This window comes from Vibrio sp. 10N.222.54.A3, assembly GCF_041474095.1.
Classification (GTDB): Bacteria; Pseudomonadota; Gammaproteobacteria; order Enterobacterales; family Vibrionaceae; genus Vibrio; species Vibrio crassostreae_C.
In genome coordinates this window covers 1-15,972 of the sequence record NZ_JBFRTN010000031.1, presented here as the reverse complement: position 1 = coordinate 15,972, position 15,972 = coordinate 1, and the positions used below count along the sequence as shown (strand labels likewise).

The following is a 15,972-nucleotide window of genomic DNA, read 5'->3' as shown; positions in this document are numbered from 1 at the left end:
CTAATCCGCGATGAACCTTTTTGTTTGCTGGTCTTCAATGGTTCTCTCTGCGGCGTTTATGTCGTTTCGAAACCTGCTACTGTTAATAACAAGCGGTTTAATGATGGTGTTACAGCAAGCACTCTTTTCCTTGCTTCACTTTCTCATGTATAATTCGCGCCCTTAGATTTAGATATGATCTATTCTTGCTTCAAGTGCTGTGTAAATTCTCTAATTTACTTGGCGATGAGCGTTCTCAAAATTTTGAACATTAATGTTGTGAAAGTACTATGAAATTTATTGTTAAGCCCCATCCGGAAATTTTTGTAAAAAGTGAATCGGTGCGTAAGCGCTTCACAAGGATTCTAGAGTGCAACATTCGTAACGTTATTCAACGTCGCTGTGAAAGTGTTGCGGTATTCAACCGTCGCGATCATATCGAAGTGACGTCTGAGAGTGACCAGTACTACGCAGAAGTGTTAGAGGCTCTGACTCACACTCCAGGTATTCACCACTCTCTTGAAGTTCAACAGTCTGAGTTTAAAGACTTGCACGATATTTACGAGCAAGTACTAGAACGCAGCCGTGCTGACATTGAAGGCAAGACTTTCTCTGTTCGAGCTAAGCGTCGTGGTAAGCATGACTTTACCTCTATTGAACTTGAACGCTACGTAGGCGGCGGCCTAAACCAAGCAGTTGAGTCAGCTAAAGTTCGACTTAAGAACCCTGAGGTAACCGTTAAGGTTGAAGTGGCTAACGACAAGCTAAACCAAGTTCTAGCTCGTCACAAAGGCCTAGGTGGTTTCCCTCTTGGTACCCAAGAAGATCTACTGAGCTTGATCTCTGGCGGCTTTGATTCTGGTGTTTCAAGCTACCTGCACATCAAACGCGGCTCTAAGGTTCACTACTGTTTCTTCAACCTTGGTGGCCCAGCGCACGAGATTGGTGTTAAACAAGTGGCTCACTACCTATGGAATAAATACGGCTCATCTGCAAAGGTGAAGTTCATTTCTGTAGACTTTGAACCTGTGGTTGCTGAAATCCTTGAGAACGTAGAAGACGGCCAAATGGGCGTTGTTCTTAAGCGTATGTTCATGCGTGCTGGTGGTATGGTTGCAGACAAGTTCAAGATCGAAGCGTTGGTTACTGGTGAAGCACTAGGTCAGGTATCAAGCCAAACGCTAACTAACCTGCGTCACATCGACAACGTGACAGATACTTTGATTCTTCGTCCGCTTATCAACTGGGATAAAGAAGACATCATCGACCTTTCTCGTATCATCGGTACTGAAGACTTCGCTAAGGTAATGCCTGAGTACTGTGGTGTTATTTCTAAGAAGCCAACAGTGAAAGCGAAGAAAGGCAAACTGGAAGCAGAAGAAGCTAAGTTTAACTTTGAAGTGCTGGATCAAGTGATCGAGAACGCTCGTGTTATGGATATCCGTGACATCGAGAAAGAGAGCCAAGAGCAAGCGCCTGAAGTTGAACAAGTTCAAGCTGTTGCTGAGCACGCTATCGTTCTTGATATCCGTAGCCCAGAAGAAGAAGACGAAAGCCCACTAGAGATTGAGGGTGTTGAAATTAAACACATCCCATTCTTCAAGCTTTCGACTCAGTTTGGCGACCTAGACCAAGCGAAAGAGTACTTGCTGTACTGTGACCGTGGTGTAATGAGCCGTCTACAGGCGCTTTACCTACAAGAGCAAGGCTTCCATAACGTTAAGGTTTACCGCCCGTAGTGGTGTATTGACCAACCGTTAATCATTTTGCAAAGCCGCTTACTGAAAAGTAAGCGGCTTTTTTATTTTCTATTGTGAATGATTTACAGTAGTCAGACAGAGGCGTGAGTTTGGGCGTGCTATCGTCATGCTCAGCTTTGAAATTTTTGATTGATAGAAAGAGTGTGTTCTAAACGGGTTTATAAGTACCGAAGAAGTGTGAGTATCTTGAAGTATTCTGTTACTTTTTAGTGCAACTCAATGGTGCTATTTGTATGTGTTCAGTTGATTATTTGAGTGGGTGTCTGATTCTGTGATTGGCGATGAAAAATAATAAAGATTAATTAGCACAGCTATTGATAAACTTGTTGTTACATTTCTTTGCACATAAAAAAACACCGCCCATAAGGCGGTGTAAACAAATTTGACAGACAGGTCAAAATAAATACAGGAAGTACATGCCTCGTTTCAGTATAAACTGCAACAAAACATTTGGTAGAACTCTACCCAACTCGAAAAGAACGAGTTTGCAAACACAACATCGCAGGAGCTAAGCCAATTGATTCTAGAGAGAATCAAGCCGTTCAGGCTAGCTGCTGCGGGATGAAATATAGAATTTCTCTGGCTGCTAGGCAATGGACAAATTATAATGTTTCAGATAAAAAAAACTAATGCTTATTTAGAGAGTAACTATGTCTCGTCGATTACCCCCATTAAACTCGCTAAGAGTGTTTGAAGCTGCAGCTCGACACTTGAGTTTTACGCGTGCTGCAGAAGAGTTGTTTGTTACTCAAGCGGCAGTCAGTCATCAGATCAAAGCGCTTGAAGAATTCTTATCTTTGAAGCTGTTTCGCCGAAGAAACCGCTCTTTGCTGCTAACTGAAGAAGGTCAAAGCTACTTCTTAGATATCAAAGATATTTTCACATCACTAGCAGAAGCGACAGACAAAGTGCTGGAGCGAAGTGAGAAGGGCGCATTGACCATCAGTTTACCGCCGAGTTTTGCTATTCAATGGTTGGTACCAAGGCTCGCTGACTTTAATCAGCAAGAGCCTGATATTGATGTAAGAATCAAAGCCGTTGATATGGATGAAGGCTCGCTAACCGATGATGTAGACGTCGCTATCTATTATGGCCGAGGTAATTGGTCGGGGCTTAGAGCCGATAAGCTTTACCAAGAATACTTGATCCCTCTTTGCTCACCTTCCGTGCTGCTAGGAGTAAAACCATTAGAATCTCTCAGTGATTTAGCATGTCATACGCTATTGCATGATACTTCTCGAAAGGATTGGAAACAGTTCGCTAAGCAAAATGGCATCGATGGGGTAAACGTTAATCACGGCCCTATCTTCAGTCACTCAACCATGGTGCTGCAGGCAGCGGCTCACGGCCAGGGCATTGCTCTGGGTAACAACGTGTTGGCGCAGCCTGAAATCGAAGCGGGTCGTTTGATTGCGCCTTTTGATGAAGTGTTGGTGAGTAAGAACGCCTTCTATGTGGTTTGTCATGAGAAACAAGCCGACATGGGTCGTATTGCTACCTTCCGCGACTGGATGCTAGCGAAAGCGCAAAGTGAACAAGAGGACTTACTCGATGAATAACGTCATCATTGATGGTGAAGACAATCCCATCACCTTTATCTTTGCCCATGGTGCTGGCGCAGGCATGGAGCATGAGTTCATGCAGTCGGTAGCCAAAGGGTTAGCCTTTAAAGGGATACGAGTGATTCGTTTCAACTTCCCTTACATGATTAAACGTGCTGAAGATGGTAAGCGTCGTCCACCTGACAGAGCGCCTAAGCTACTTGAAGCCTATCAAGAGATTATTGAGCAGGTTGATGCCGATAAGCTTGTGATTGGTGGTAAGTCGATGGGAGGGCGTATGGCGAGCCATTTGTCTGAACTTGATAAGGTGGCCGCAATGGCGTGTTTAGGCTTTCCTTTCCACCCACCAGGTAAACCCGAGAAATACAAAGGTGAGCATCTGGCTGAGTTAGCAAAGCCATGCCTCATTTTACAAGGTGAGCGCGATACCTTTGGTAAGCGTGAAGAGTTTGCTGATTTTGATCTGTCTGATTCTATTCGTGTTGAATTTATTCCCGATGGCGACCACAGCTTTAAACCTCGTAAGAGTTCTGGTTACACCGAGCAGCAGAATATTGCGTTAACCGTTGAGAAGTTATCAGCGTTTATCAAAGAGGTACTCAATGAGAAGTAAGTATTTACTCACTTTTGCAGGTATCTCTGGCGCAATAGCCGTAATGCTAGGTGCCTTCGCCGCTCACGGGTTAAAAGCTGTCTTGCCAGAGTATCTGCTAGGCGTGTTTGAGACAGGTGTTCAGTACCAGTTTATCCATACACTAGCAATATTGGCGTGTGGTGCTCTGCTACAGATGAAACTTGGTGCTAAATCACAAAAATATTTTTTCATTGCGGCAATTTGCTTTATCATCGGCATCCTTTGTTTTAGTGGCAGCCTTTATGGCTTAGCACTGACAGGAATAAAATGGTTTGGCCCTATAACACCGTTTGGTGGTCTACTATTTATCATTGGTTGGGGAGTCTTCTCCTTCGCTGCTTTGAATATAAAAGAGGTAACTCAGTGAAACACGTACTACTTTATTGTCGCTCTGGTTTTGAAAAAGAATGTGCTGGCGAAATTCAAGACAAGGCAACACAACTGGAAGTGTTTGGTTTTCCTCGCCTAAAGAACAATACAGGTTTTGTATTGTTTGAATGTTACCAAGCAGGTGAAGCGGACAAGTTGATCAAAGAGATCGATTTCCAATCACTGATCTTTGCTCGTCAAATGTTGGCAGTGGCTGTTGAAATTAAAGACCTGCCAACCGATGACCGTATTTCTCCAATTCTTGAGGCGCTTTCTGAGAAAGAAGGTTTCCCTCGTTGTGGTGATATCCGTATTGAAACGCCAGATACTAACGAAGCAAAAGAGCTTTTGAAGTTCTGCCGTAAATTTACCGTGCCGATGCGTCAAGCGATGCGTGGTAAAGGCCTGATGACAGCGAAAGATAACGCTAAGAAGCCTGTGCTTCATTTATGCTTCATCGCTCCGGGCCACTGTTTTGTTGGTTACTCTTACCCAACGAACAACTCCCAGTTCTTTATGGGTATCCCTCGTCTGAAGTTCCCATCAGATGCGCCAAGCCGTTCTACATTGAAGCTAGAAGAAGCATTCCACGTATTCATCCCTCGTGATGAGTGGGACGAGCGTTTGGCTCCAGGTATGTGGGGTGTTGATTTAGGTGCATGTCCAGGTGGTTGGACTTACCAATTGGTTAAGCGCTCGATGTTCGTTCACTGTGTTGATAACGGCATGATGGCAGACAGCCTAATGGAAACAGGTCAAATCAAGCACCATATGGTGGATGGCTTTAAATTCGAACCTGACCGTAAGAACGTGACTTGGATTATCTGTGACATGGTTGAGAAGCCAGCTCGTGTTGCTCACTTAATGGGGGAGTGGATCATCAAAGGCTGGGCGAAAGAAGCATTGTTCAACCTTAAACTGCCAATGAAAGGCCGTTACGATGAAGTACTGCAGGATATCGAGAACCTGAAACAGTTCCTGATTGATAACAAAGTTAAATTCAAGATGCAGGCGAAGCACCTTTACCACGATCGCGAAGAAATCACGGTACATATTCAGTCGCTTTCGAATATCTCACCGTACTAATATTTACATTAGTGTGTCAGTGATAAAGAAAATGCTCCTTTAAGGGGCATTTTTTGTATCAATATCGTCGAGTCACAGCGAGTTAAACTTTCGCTTCGTAACGAATGTCTTGCAGGTTGAATCCAAGGTCAATATCGGTTTTGAGTGCAGAGACTTGCTTACACACACGTGCTGATTCAATGTGTTCATCAAACTTCTTACGATATTTCTTCGGTAAGTCTTCCGCCTGAAAGGCCGCTTCGATATCCGGGTAAGTGGTTAAGATTTCTTTTGCAGCTTTTGGTCCTATACCTGGAATCCCCGGTACTTGGCTAGAGCTCACACCGGTTAAGCCCCAGTAATCTGCAAGCTGCTCAGGTTTAACGCCAAACTCAGCTTCGATAAAGGGTTTGTCTAGCCAGCGGTGTTGGAAGTAATCTCGGATCTGCAGAGTGGGTGATAGCAGTTGGCAATACCCTTTGTCTGTCGAGATGATGGTGACGGTTTCTCCGTGGTCTGCCACTTTCTTGGCCAGTGTTGCGACTAGATCATCTGCTTCATCGCCATCAGACAGCAGTGAATCAATGCCTAACTCCCACCAAGCCTGTTGGATAGCATCAAGGCCTTTCATCAATGGTTCTGGCATTGGCTTACGGTTCTGTTTATAAGCTGGTAGTACTTCAGCGCGCCATCCTCGGTCTTGTAAGTGATGATCAAAAACCGCGATGATGTGGGTTGGCTTTGATTCAGTCAGAATCTTATTGAGAGTGCGAGTAGTGGTGGTGATAGTTCTTGCTATATCGGTTGGGTCCGGCTGAACAGAGTGCACGCGTCGGATGAGGTTTAAGGCATCGATAATAACAAGATGGATAGACATAAGTTTCCACTAAATAGGCAATAAAAAAGGGGCTGTTAGCCCCTTATAGTAACGTATCACTTGGTGAGTTGAAACGTTAGCGACGTAAACGTCATAACCTGATTAACTTTATGTCTGCCAATTGGTTATCACTCACTTAGTTACTCGTTAATGAGTGTGCTTAATCGTTTGGTGCGATTTTATAGCAAGGCACGTAGTCCGTACCGCCCGGTAGCTTCATTCGATGTTGCTCAACAAAATCGTTTAGCAGTTGGTCCATTTTGGTCATTAGCTCTTTGTCGCCATCAATTAGGAATGGGCCGTGCTTCTCGATCTCCAGAATACCCTCTGCTTTGACGTTACCAGCCACAATGCCTGAGAACGCTTTACGTAAATTAGCGGCTAGGCTTTCTGTTTTTTGGTCCATATGAAGATCAAGCGCCGCCATAGATTCGTGTGTTGGGTCGAATGGCAGTTGGAACTCAGGCTCAATATGCAGTGACCAGTTGTAGCTGTAGGCATCACCGGTCTCTTTACGGTGAGAACGCACATCTGGCATCGCTTGTTTCATGATTTTCGCAGCGCGTGCTGGGTCATCAATCACGATCTCGTAATGTTTCTGAGCATCAGGCCCTAGAGTTTCCCCAATGAACTTATCGATTGAGCGGAAGTAAGCCTCACTCTCTTTCGAGCCCGTTAACACAATCGGCATTGGCTGTTCGGCGTTATTCGGGTGCATCATGATCCCTAAGATGTACAGCAGCTCTTCGGCCGTGCCGGGGCCGCCTGGGAAAATGATGATGCCATGTGCCATACGAACAAACGCCTCAAGACGCTTCTCAATATCTGGCATGATCACCAGTTCGTTGACGATTGGGTTTGGTGGCTCAGCCGCAATGATCGAAGGCTCGGTAAGCCCAAGATAACGATGATCGGTGTAACGCTGCTTCGCGTGACCAATGGCAGCCCCTTTCATTGGGCCTTCCATTGCACCCGGTCCACAACCGGTACAGATATTCAGTTCACGGAGGCCGAGCTCATTACCGACTTCACGAGTGTATTGGTATTCGCTGGCATTAATAGAGTGACCACCCCAACATACAATCAGGTTAGGCTCGATGCCTGGCGTCAACGCACCTGCATTTCTCAAGATACCAAACACAAGGTTAGTAATGTGAGTGGCATTAGTCAGGTTGAGCCTTTGGTTATCGGCTAAGTGCATGTTGACGTAAACAATGTCACGCAGCACTGAAAATAGGTGCTCTTGAATACCCTTGATGATTTCACCATCGACAAAGGCATGCTCTGGTGGGTTGCTTAGTTCGAGCTTAATACCACGCTCACGGCGAACGACTTCGACATCGAACGACAGATATTTGTCGAGCAACTCTTTGGAGTTGTCGGTATGGCTACCCGAGTTCAGGACCGCTAACGTACAGTTGCGATACAGTTGGTACAGATCACTAGACGCGGTTTTCTTAAGACGCTCAACCTCAAGTTGAGAGAGTAAATCCATGCTACCGGCAGGGCTGATATGAGTGATCATAGTGCCTCCTTGTTGAAAAGAGCAGAGGACGTTGAAGTGACCCTCTGGCTCGAGAGTGAGAAGCAAACGTTGAAAGTGTTTGGTTAAAGGTGGGGGAGAGTTAACCAGACGAAACGGATACGACAGCGTTGCTTGCCAAGAATGCTTGTTAAGCGAATGTTAATCATTAGCTTAGCAAACATTGAGGGAAATGGTATGTGATAAGTATTTGAAAAAATGAAATAAATTAAATCTAGGGCTGGCCTAGTGCCAAACAAGTTGGTTATTACCGCGTTGTTTTGCTTTATTTAGTGTTGTATTGAGTCGCTCTAACACTTCTTCAGGTGTATCTGACTCTTTAAACTGAGTACTTGCCGCGCATAAAGTAATCGTGATTTGTTGGTCACGGAACTTAAAGGGTAAGCGGCTTACTTGAGTTTGAATGTTTTGAATCACTTGGTGACAATATTCATCGGTTTGCTCTGGCAATAGTAAGACAAATTCTTCACCTGAAAAACGCGCCACAGTATCGGTCGTGCCTGCTTCTTTGGTGATGGTTCTTGCGATGATCTTAAGCGCTTTATCGCCGGCGGTATAACCAAAGCTATCGTTAATGGCTTTGAAGTTGTCGATGTCCAGAAGTACTACGCGCAGTGAGTGTTGTGCGCGGATCCAGCGGCGATACTCAAGCTCTAAGCGATCAGTAAAGGCAGTGCGATTGTAAACCTTGGTTAGAGGATCAAGCAGCATACGCTGAGCCTGATCTTCCAAGCGCTTACGGTAATCTTGCGTCACTTCATAGAGTGAATCTAACTGAGTCTTTCCGTAACTCATTCTCTCTATCAGAGCTTGTTCTTTTTGCTCTGCGTGGTTCAGCCTTTCCGAAAGAGAGGCGATTTCACTGAGTAGCGGATTAATCGACAGCTTTAAACTATCAATATCTTTCGCTTTATCTACCGAGCTTTGGCTTCTAGTGACTAGTTCATTTAACTCAGAGTTTAGACCTTGTCGGTGCTCAAAGTAGCTCTGGCTCTGGTCGGCATTTTGGTCTGCCGTTTTGATGCTGGACGCTAAAGAAGAATTAAGCTGATCGATGAATTGTTCAGACTTCTTACGTTCTAGGTTGGTGCCTTCAATAACCAGTTTGAGGATCTGAAGTGTTAGCTCAAGTAGGTTTTGTGTGGAAACACCAAGCAGCAGCTTCGCTCGAATATCGGTAAGCAGATCACCCGATTCACCCTCGAAGTCGAGTTCAGTGATCAGATGTTGTAGTTCGTTTGATAGGTCGGAAAGGAGCTCTTGTTCCGGAGAGTGCGCAGCGTCAGCAAAATGGGTGCGTGAGTTATTCGCCATAATCTTTATGGCACGCTCATAAATACCGAGAAGTTTCATGGCGTGGTCGACTTTCTGACTGCCATTGCATTCGGAGAAGCTAAGTAAGTTTCGTAGGTCGCGTTTGAGCTGTGCTGGAAGGCCAGTTATGCGCTGCAGCGTTTCCCCACTGTGCTTAATGCTATCGTCCAGATACCCGTTCTGTTTATCCATAGCCAACGTTTTCTGCTTAAGCATCCTTTCTAATACTGCCAGTTTTGGGATCATTGAGCTAATGTCTTTTTGCTTTTCTAGCTCTTCCCTAAGGGCAATGAGGTTTTCATCTAAATGGCTGTTACTACCAACACATGCATCACTTAAAGACGTGACGATACGCTTTAGAACTTTCTGTTCTCTAATAAACTTGAACGAGGTGTCTCTTTGCGTCAAACGGACCTGCTCCAACTGAGATTTCAGCTGGTGGAGTTGCGCCTGAATGTCTTTTTCAAGAATGCCCATAGATGTATTTATTAGCGCCGCGTAGACCGATCTCGATCATTTTGATGAAATTCCGTTACATCGATAATAACAAAACTAAAAATAAGGTCACGACTTGCTGCTCTTAACCGCTCGCAAATCAGTCATCTTTTAGCATTTTTTTGATGTTGTCCTCATTCTGGTACGAGGATTGTATTTTTATTAACCCTTGATTAATCGCATGTTTACACGCTTCTCTTATGTTACCAGTTGCAAGGCTCGCTGCTGGTGCATTATCGATAGCTTTTAGATAGACCCATTGGCTACTGCGCTCTTTGAGACTGATCTCACGGGCGAGATTGGTCGACATCAACAATACGTCGAGCAGCTCTTGATCGTTAATTGCGGTGTAAGCACGTGGCAAGAATGGGTAGTCAGCGATGCCCATACGGACCGTTCGGTTGATGTTTCGCTCTGTTTCGAAGTCATTCACCCAAGACTGAATCTTTCTGAACATGTCCTCAGGCGACAAATCACGGTCCGCGTTTGGCTCGATATAAAGCAGGTTCGCATCCGAGAAGTGGTAGACACGAGCTGGGCCTTCAAGCTTAGATTTTAGGAATTCACCGAAAGCGTCTTCCAGTTCTAGACCGGCTTTGTAACCGTTCTGCGTGTACATATTGCGTAAGAACGGTAAATCAATCATCACGAAGCGTAAGCGGTCGTTGAGTGGCTCATGAATCAATTCGCCAAGTTGCCACTGTTCGAAGGTCTGGCTGGTTTGTTCCAGCGAGTTAGAGAGCTTCGCATTGAGCATTCTTAAGTTCGGAAGCTTTGAACGTGAGTGCGTAAATAGGTCGGTGCGCAGTGAGTCCACTTCTTTGGCTAAGGTTTGAATGAGATAGCCACGGCGCAGAACAAAGAAGAACAAGACAATGCTGAACAGGAATAGGGCGAACGATATTTTTTGGAACTTACGATGCTCCAGTTTGTATTGCTCTAGCTCTTGCGCTTGGCCTGCGTAGTGCAGGGTTTGTTCGGCAAATTCTTTCTGTTGACGGAACGCGTCTTCGCCAACACGGTTGAGTTTTTGCTGCTCTAGAGAGACAAGGCTGTTGTATTGCTTGAGGTTTGCCAATGCTTGCTGTGGACGACCTGCCTGTTCATAACCCAAAGAAAGTAAGTAGTACGAGCGTTGTGAAAGGCGCATGTTCTCTATCTGGCGTGAGATCTCAAGTGCACGTGTCGCATGCTTTATGACGTCTTCGCTTTCTTGTAGGTGATACGCTAACCCTGCAGATAACAGTGCAGCACGGCCTTCCAGCTTTGGAATGTCGGTATATTCCAGCAGCTCAAGGGCACGGGTTAGGTACTGTTCTGCTAGAGGGTAGTTATAAAGGCGTAAGTAGGTCGCCGATAGACTTAGTCGGATATCAATGACTTGGTGGATATCTCGGTCAGTGCTTTCGTGATCAAGAACGTTGAAGAAGTGTACCAAGGCAAGGTTATATTTCCCTTGATAGAAGTACACATCCCCCATTTTCTTAAGCACTTGTGCTAAGACAGGCGAGTTTTCAAAGTTGTCATAGAAATCAGCGGCTTGAGATAGGTGTTCTAACGCTTTATCCAACACTTGGCGCTCAAAGAAAAGCTGCGCAAGTAGGCGGTTGACCTTGGCCAAACGTGAACTTAGATTGCCCTCTACTGATTTCCAGTAGCCATACAACAACTCGGATAACGCGTGGTTGTACTCTTTGTGAGTCAGATAAAACTCGCCGACGGAGATATGGTAGTCGATGGTGACTTTTTCAGAGTAACGTTGATCGAGATAGGTTTTGGCTTCTTGATAGAACTTTTCGGCTTCATCGATCTTGTTGTCGTAAGAGGCGATGTCGGCTTTCAACATGATCAAGCGATAGGTAATGCCTTCCGTTAAGCGTAAGGTTTTATTCACCGACTCTAGATTTGTTTCAATGTTAGTGAGCTCTGATTTTGCTTTGGCTGATTTTCTATCACTCAGCCAAAGTAAGCGAACTTTTAGGATCTGAAGATCTATTTTTAGGTAATCAAGCTTATAGGTTTGCGCTAGCTCGGAGGCTTTGTCGATGTGCTGAATCGCAATACGCATATTGCCAAGGTTGTATTCCGCTTTGGCTAAGATCTTATACGCATCGATACTGCTGTTTGGTGTTCGAATCGAGGAGTCTGTCTCTTCGCGAGAAATAGCTGAAGGGCTTTTCTCGCGTTGATCAGAAAGGACACGCAGCGTTAGGTAGCTGTTGGCCATTTGTTTTGCTTGGCTCGGCTCGATCTCAACCAAATTATTGGCTTCATTGAGTAGCGCCGACGAATAAACCGACGCATTGACCGATGTGCTTAAGCTTAAAATAAATAGACTAACAACGTATAACCAACGCATTTCAATGTCCCTTTAAAGATTTGGTAGGTTCAAATAAGTGTGGGTGGTTCTCGCCTGATTATTGGCGAGCCATACGCTTATTGTGGCTTGGTCTATCTTGCTCTGTTGAACGGTATGGGTTGATATCCAGACCACCACGACGTGTGTAACGTGCGAACACAGTTAGCTTCGAAGGTGCACAGTATTTCATGATGTCAGTGAAGATACGCTCAACACATTGTTCGTGGAATTCATTGTGCTCACGGAAAGAAACTAAATAGCGTAGCAGAGCTTCACGGTCAATTTGCTTACCAGAATATGCGATCTCAACGCTGCCCCAATCCGGTTGATTGGTGATCAAACAGTTCGACTTCAATAGGTGGCTGTGCAGTGTTTCTTCAACGTCTTGTTCGCCAGCAGCGCCTTCAAGCAGCGACGCTTCAAAGTCGTAGCTAGTGATTTGGATGTCTTGGTTGTCGATACAGTCACCTTCCATCGTCACGATAGGTTGGTTAGTGTAGTCGGTTACTGAGTTTACATTCACAATCACCGTTTCGCCTGCACATGCCGACAAGTCTTGGGTCAGGCGCTCGGTTACTTGATCCCAGTTTTCAAATTGAGTCTGGTTGTAGCTGTTCAGGTACAGCTTGAAAGATTTTGATTCAATTAAATTTGGGCTGGTTGCTGGGATGAAAACTTCACCGACAGCCACTTGTGGTAGACCATTGGTGTTTAGCCACGAAAGCTCGTACATCGTCCAAATATCATGACCAACAAAAGGCAGCTCGCCGTTTAGCGCAAGATCATCGCGATTAAGGCTACGAGGCACTGGTTGCAATAAACTTGCATCGTATTGGTTAGAGTACTCAGTTTTTTGGCCAAGGGTTAAACCCGCTAGCTCTTTTGCGTCAGAATATTTGCTCATACTTTGGTTTCAAATTCGATTAGAATGGGGTCGATTTTACTGAATCCCCCTTACCCTGTCATTAAGTCATCGCTTAATCGGCGCGGAAAGGGCTCGGATTCTATTTATTATTTTGTGTTTAGGAGATTTTCATGACTCAACGTGCTCAAGACGCACTACTTTCTTTTAGTCAGCGATACGTTGACGCGTGGCAACAGCAACACCAAAGCTTACCTCGCAATGAGGAGTTGGTGGACGTGGTATCGCCATGTGTAGAAGAAAAGAGCGGCGATGCCGTGTTATGGAAGCACTATCCACGTGAGCAATTCGCGGATTTCACCAACGTTGAAACTGGCATTGAATTAACGCTGCACGAAGACATCAAAACCTTCTACGGTGCGCAATACAGCGCAGACATGAACGCGACCTTCGACGGCAATGAACTGACTCTATTACAGATTTGGAGTGATGAAGACTTCGAATGCCTACAAGAAAACATTTTGGGTCACCTAGTAACTCAGCGTCGCTTGAAGCTAAAACCAACGGTTTTCATTGCCGCGACCGATGCTGAGCTGGATGTTATCTCTATCTGTAACCTAACGGGTAACGTGATTTTGGAGCGCTTAGGTACCAAAAATCGTGATGTGCTCGCCGAGACATTGGCAGAATTTTTAGAAAAGCTACAACCAGCGGTATAAATAGATGTACGTACTAGAACTTCAATTTGAGTGTTTTGATAACACAACGGTAAGCGCTGTCGACAAGGCGGTTAATGGCTTAATGGATGCACTTCGTTATAACGGACAAGTGTTAGGTCGTGAGTTCCCAATCGTGATGGGCGATGGTGAATTCTATGTTCGCGTTGTGTGCCCGGAGCAAGATAGCTTGCACCCGCGTAATCACTCAGACTTTGTGAAAGTGTGTTTTGATCGCTTGTCTAACGCGAGCCTACTAGCGCCTAAAATGCGTTTGCTAGGTCGAGATCTGAACTCAGAAGAAGTGGCAGAAGATGAAACACCAAGCTGGCAGGTGTTATACACGACATTCGTGCACACCTGTTCACCGCTGCGTAGTGGCGATAGCTTGCTACCAATCCCTTTGTATCGCAATCCACCTACCTTCAATGGCGACCATAAAGCCGTGTTGAAATGGCAGACCGAATGGCAAGCCTGTGATGAAGTACAAATGGGTGGTGGTTGTCGCGCGGAACATGCAACGCTAACCGAGATCAGTGACACGAAGAGTGTGCTGTTTAAACGCGGTTGGGGTCTAAGAGGGCGCATTGAGTATCTGACTAAGGTTCCAACCTACTACTACTTATACCGTGTCGGTGGGATCAGCCTGAAAGATGAAAAAGAGCGCAAATGCCCGCAATGCGGTGGTGAATGGCTGCTAGATGCGCCTATCCACGATATTTTCTATTTCAAGTGTGATGACTGCCGATTGGTGTCAAACATCTCTTGGGATCATCTTAAGTAATCCGTAAAGCTTAATTATCGATTCAAGGTATCGAAGTGTTGATCAATACTTCGATACTTATGCCTTTGTTTTCTCCCTGTTAGCTTCTCATCTGTTTCTCTTTCTCTTTCTTTAGCCTCCATATTGAGTATTAATCAGTATTGGGTTTTGCCAATATTGTCGAACCTATTTAGCTCTTAAATGCACACATTTTGTGCTGTATGTCTCTCTCTGTAGCTCTCATGTATTCACCAAAATAATTCCACACCCATCAACTTTTGATCATTTCAATAGTTAACTGGATCACAGTAATCAATCAGTTCCCTTTCAATTTATATTCCTCCTAATATAAATGGGATCGATCCCATGGGAATGTTCCCATTTATAGAAGTAACGTAATTCTAGATCTTAAAGGAATGGACGATGAAACTGTTACCTATTGCTGCTGCACTCTCTACTGCTTTACTTGCACCTAATTTATACGCTGATGAAACCACGCCGTTGGAGTTTAATGGCTACATGCGCGGCGGCGTTGGCCTGAGTAATGAAGGCGGTTCAAATAGTAAATGGGAGGTGAGTAAAGTTGGACGACTCGGCAACGAAAATGACCTGTATGGCGAGTTTGGTTTTAGAAAAGAAGTGTATGCTGAGGACGACGTTTCATTTTTAGTTGATTCCATGTTGTCGTACTGGCAAGGCCAAGATGAGAACGCGGCGGATAAAAGCGTGGATGTAGTTCAGCTCAATGTTCAAGCTGTAGGGCTTTTTGAAGATAAGGACATTGGCATTTGGGCGGTTGAGCGCTACTACCAACGTCATGATGTACACATCGTTGATAACTACTACTGGGATGTGAGCGGTATTGGTGCAGGTGTTGAACACATCAATATGGGCCCAGGTAAATTATCGGTGGCTTTGATTCAAGATACAGTGACAGGCGATGTGTTTGATGGCAAAGAAACCACAGCCATGATTGCTGATATACGTTATGCGGGTATTCCATTGTGGAACAATGCGGATCTTGAGGTTGGTATTGATATGAACTTTGCCAATGAAAAGCAAGGTCAAACGGTCGATGCGGATGACAGCGTAATGCTAACGGCGAGCTTGAATCAAAACCTATCTGGCGGCTTCAACAAAACCATTCTACAGGTTGCTAACTCTGGTTATGCCGAGCAGATGACGACTTTTGGAACGGGTAAAGGCATCGTTCGTGATGCAAACAACAATGACGCCGATGGCTTCCGTTTGATTAACTGGGGCGTGCTTGCGATTGGTGAGAACATCGAGTTTGGCCACACTGTGCGTTATGCCGCGTCAACCGGTGTGGGTGCTAATAATAGTGATGATGACTCTTTCAGTGCCGTCATTCGTCCGCTTTATAAGTGGGACAAGCGCATGCGTACCATCCTTGAAATTGGTGGTTTTGTAGAAACGATTGATAACCAAGATGGGGCAGGTGGTAAATTCACAATCGCTCAGGCTTGGGTTCCACAAGTGGGTTTCTGGTCTCGTCCTGAATTCCGTATCTTCGCCACTTACTTGAATGATGCTGAAAACGACAATGCCTTCGGTGAAGGTAAAAACAGTGAAATGAGTGTTGGTATGCAAGTGGAAGCTTGGTGGTAAGTCGAACTTCCTGGTAAATCCTAACCAATAAAAAGGTTCATCGCG

The 15,972-nt window shown here is 45.1% G+C and carries 13 protein-coding genes; 8 read left to right on the top strand and 5 right to left on the bottom strand.

Annotated features, from left to right (window positions below; all coding sequences use genetic code 11):
- Positions 1 to 269 precede the first annotated feature (269 nt).
- The 5 genes from thiI (at position 270) to rlmM (ending at position 5,390) form a co-directional block, all read left to right on the top strand.
- Positions 270 to 1,718, top strand: coding sequence for a tRNA uracil 4-sulfurtransferase ThiI (gene thiI / locus AB4507_RS08785; protein WP_372182541.1), 1,449 nt, complete (start codon positions 270 to 272; stop codon positions 1,716 to 1,718).
- Positions 1,719 to 2,389: 671 nt separating this feature from the next.
- The gene (locus AB4507_RS08780) at positions 2,390 to 3,298 is read left to right on the top strand and encodes a transcriptional regulator GcvA (RefSeq protein ID WP_012604639.1); all 909 of its coding nucleotides are present in this window, start codon (positions 2,390 to 2,392) and stop codon (positions 3,296 to 3,298) included.
- Positions 3,291 to 3,914, top strand: coding sequence for an alpha/beta fold hydrolase (locus AB4507_RS08775; RefSeq protein WP_102319949.1), 624 nt, complete (start codon positions 3,291 to 3,293; stop codon positions 3,912 to 3,914). The genes AB4507_RS08780 and AB4507_RS08775 overlap by 8 nt, the downstream gene beginning before the upstream one ends.
- Positions 3,904 to 4,302, top strand: coding sequence for a DUF423 domain-containing protein (locus AB4507_RS08770; RefSeq protein WP_017069500.1), 399 nt, complete (start codon positions 3,904 to 3,906; stop codon positions 4,300 to 4,302). The genes AB4507_RS08775 and AB4507_RS08770 overlap by 11 nt, the downstream gene beginning before the upstream one ends.
- Positions 4,299 to 5,390: a 23S rRNA (cytidine(2498)-2'-O)-methyltransferase RlmM gene (rlmM, locus tag AB4507_RS08765; protein WP_041472883.1), complete on the top strand. Its 1,092-nt coding sequence runs from the start codon at positions 4,299 to 4,301 to the stop codon at positions 5,388 to 5,390. Before AB4507_RS08770 ends, rlmM begins: the two co-directional genes overlap by 4 nt.
- 82 nt (positions 5,391 to 5,472) lie before the next feature.
- On the opposite strand, the gene xni is transcribed toward rlmM, so the two are convergent.
- The 5 genes from xni to queF form a co-directional block, all read right to left on the bottom strand.
- Positions 5,473 to 6,246 (bottom strand): flap endonuclease Xni, encoded by a 774-nt coding sequence (gene xni, locus AB4507_RS08760; protein ID WP_146492074.1) that lies wholly within the window; start codon positions 6,244 to 6,246, stop codon positions 5,473 to 5,475.
- Between the two features lie 160 nt (positions 6,247 to 6,406).
- Positions 6,407 to 7,771 carry a nucleotide 5'-monophosphate nucleosidase PpnN gene (ppnN, locus tag AB4507_RS08755; protein ID WP_372182539.1) on the bottom strand — a complete coding sequence of 455 codons (1,365 nt, stop codon included), beginning with the start codon at positions 7,769 to 7,771 and terminating at the stop codon, positions 6,407 to 6,409.
- 243 nt (positions 7,772 to 8,014) lie between these two features.
- Positions 8,015 to 9,580: a GGDEF domain-containing protein gene (locus AB4507_RS08750; RefSeq protein ID WP_081229491.1), complete on the bottom strand. Its 1,566-nt coding sequence runs from the start codon at positions 9,578 to 9,580 to the stop codon at positions 8,015 to 8,017.
- A gap of 118 nt (positions 9,581 to 9,698) precedes the next feature.
- On the bottom strand, positions 9,699 to 11,957 hold the full coding sequence (locus AB4507_RS08745; RefSeq protein ID WP_017071997.1) for a tetratricopeptide repeat protein: 2,259 nt from the start codon (positions 11,955 to 11,957) through the stop codon (positions 9,699 to 9,701).
- Between the two features lie 58 nt (positions 11,958 to 12,015).
- Complete coding sequence (gene queF / locus AB4507_RS08740) at positions 12,016 to 12,861, bottom strand: NADPH-dependent 7-cyano-7-deazaguanine reductase QueF (RefSeq protein WP_017060768.1); 846 nt, start codon at positions 12,859 to 12,861, stop codon at positions 12,016 to 12,018.
- Between the two features lie 131 nt (positions 12,862 to 12,992).
- Here queF and syd point away from each other — a divergent pair, with 131 nt between their 5' ends.
- The 3 genes from syd to AB4507_RS08725 all read left to right on the top strand — a co-directional run bounded on the left by syd (position 12,993) and on the right by AB4507_RS08725 (position 15,927).
- Positions 12,993 to 13,538, top strand: coding sequence for a SecY-interacting protein (gene syd / locus AB4507_RS08735; RefSeq protein WP_017630799.1), 546 nt, complete (start codon positions 12,993 to 12,995; stop codon positions 13,536 to 13,538).
- 4 nt (positions 13,539 to 13,542) lie between these two features.
- On the top strand, positions 13,543 to 14,319 hold the full coding sequence (locus AB4507_RS08730) for a Zn-ribbon-containing protein (protein ID WP_017060766.1): 777 nt from the start codon (positions 13,543 to 13,545) through the stop codon (positions 14,317 to 14,319).
- 402 nt (positions 14,320 to 14,721) lie between these two features.
- The gene (locus tag AB4507_RS08725; protein ID WP_372182537.1) at positions 14,722 to 15,927 is read left to right on the top strand and encodes a carbohydrate porin; all 1,206 of its coding nucleotides are present in this window, start codon (positions 14,722 to 14,724) and stop codon (positions 15,925 to 15,927) included.
- The last annotated feature ends 45 nt before the right edge of the window (positions 15,928 to 15,972 follow it).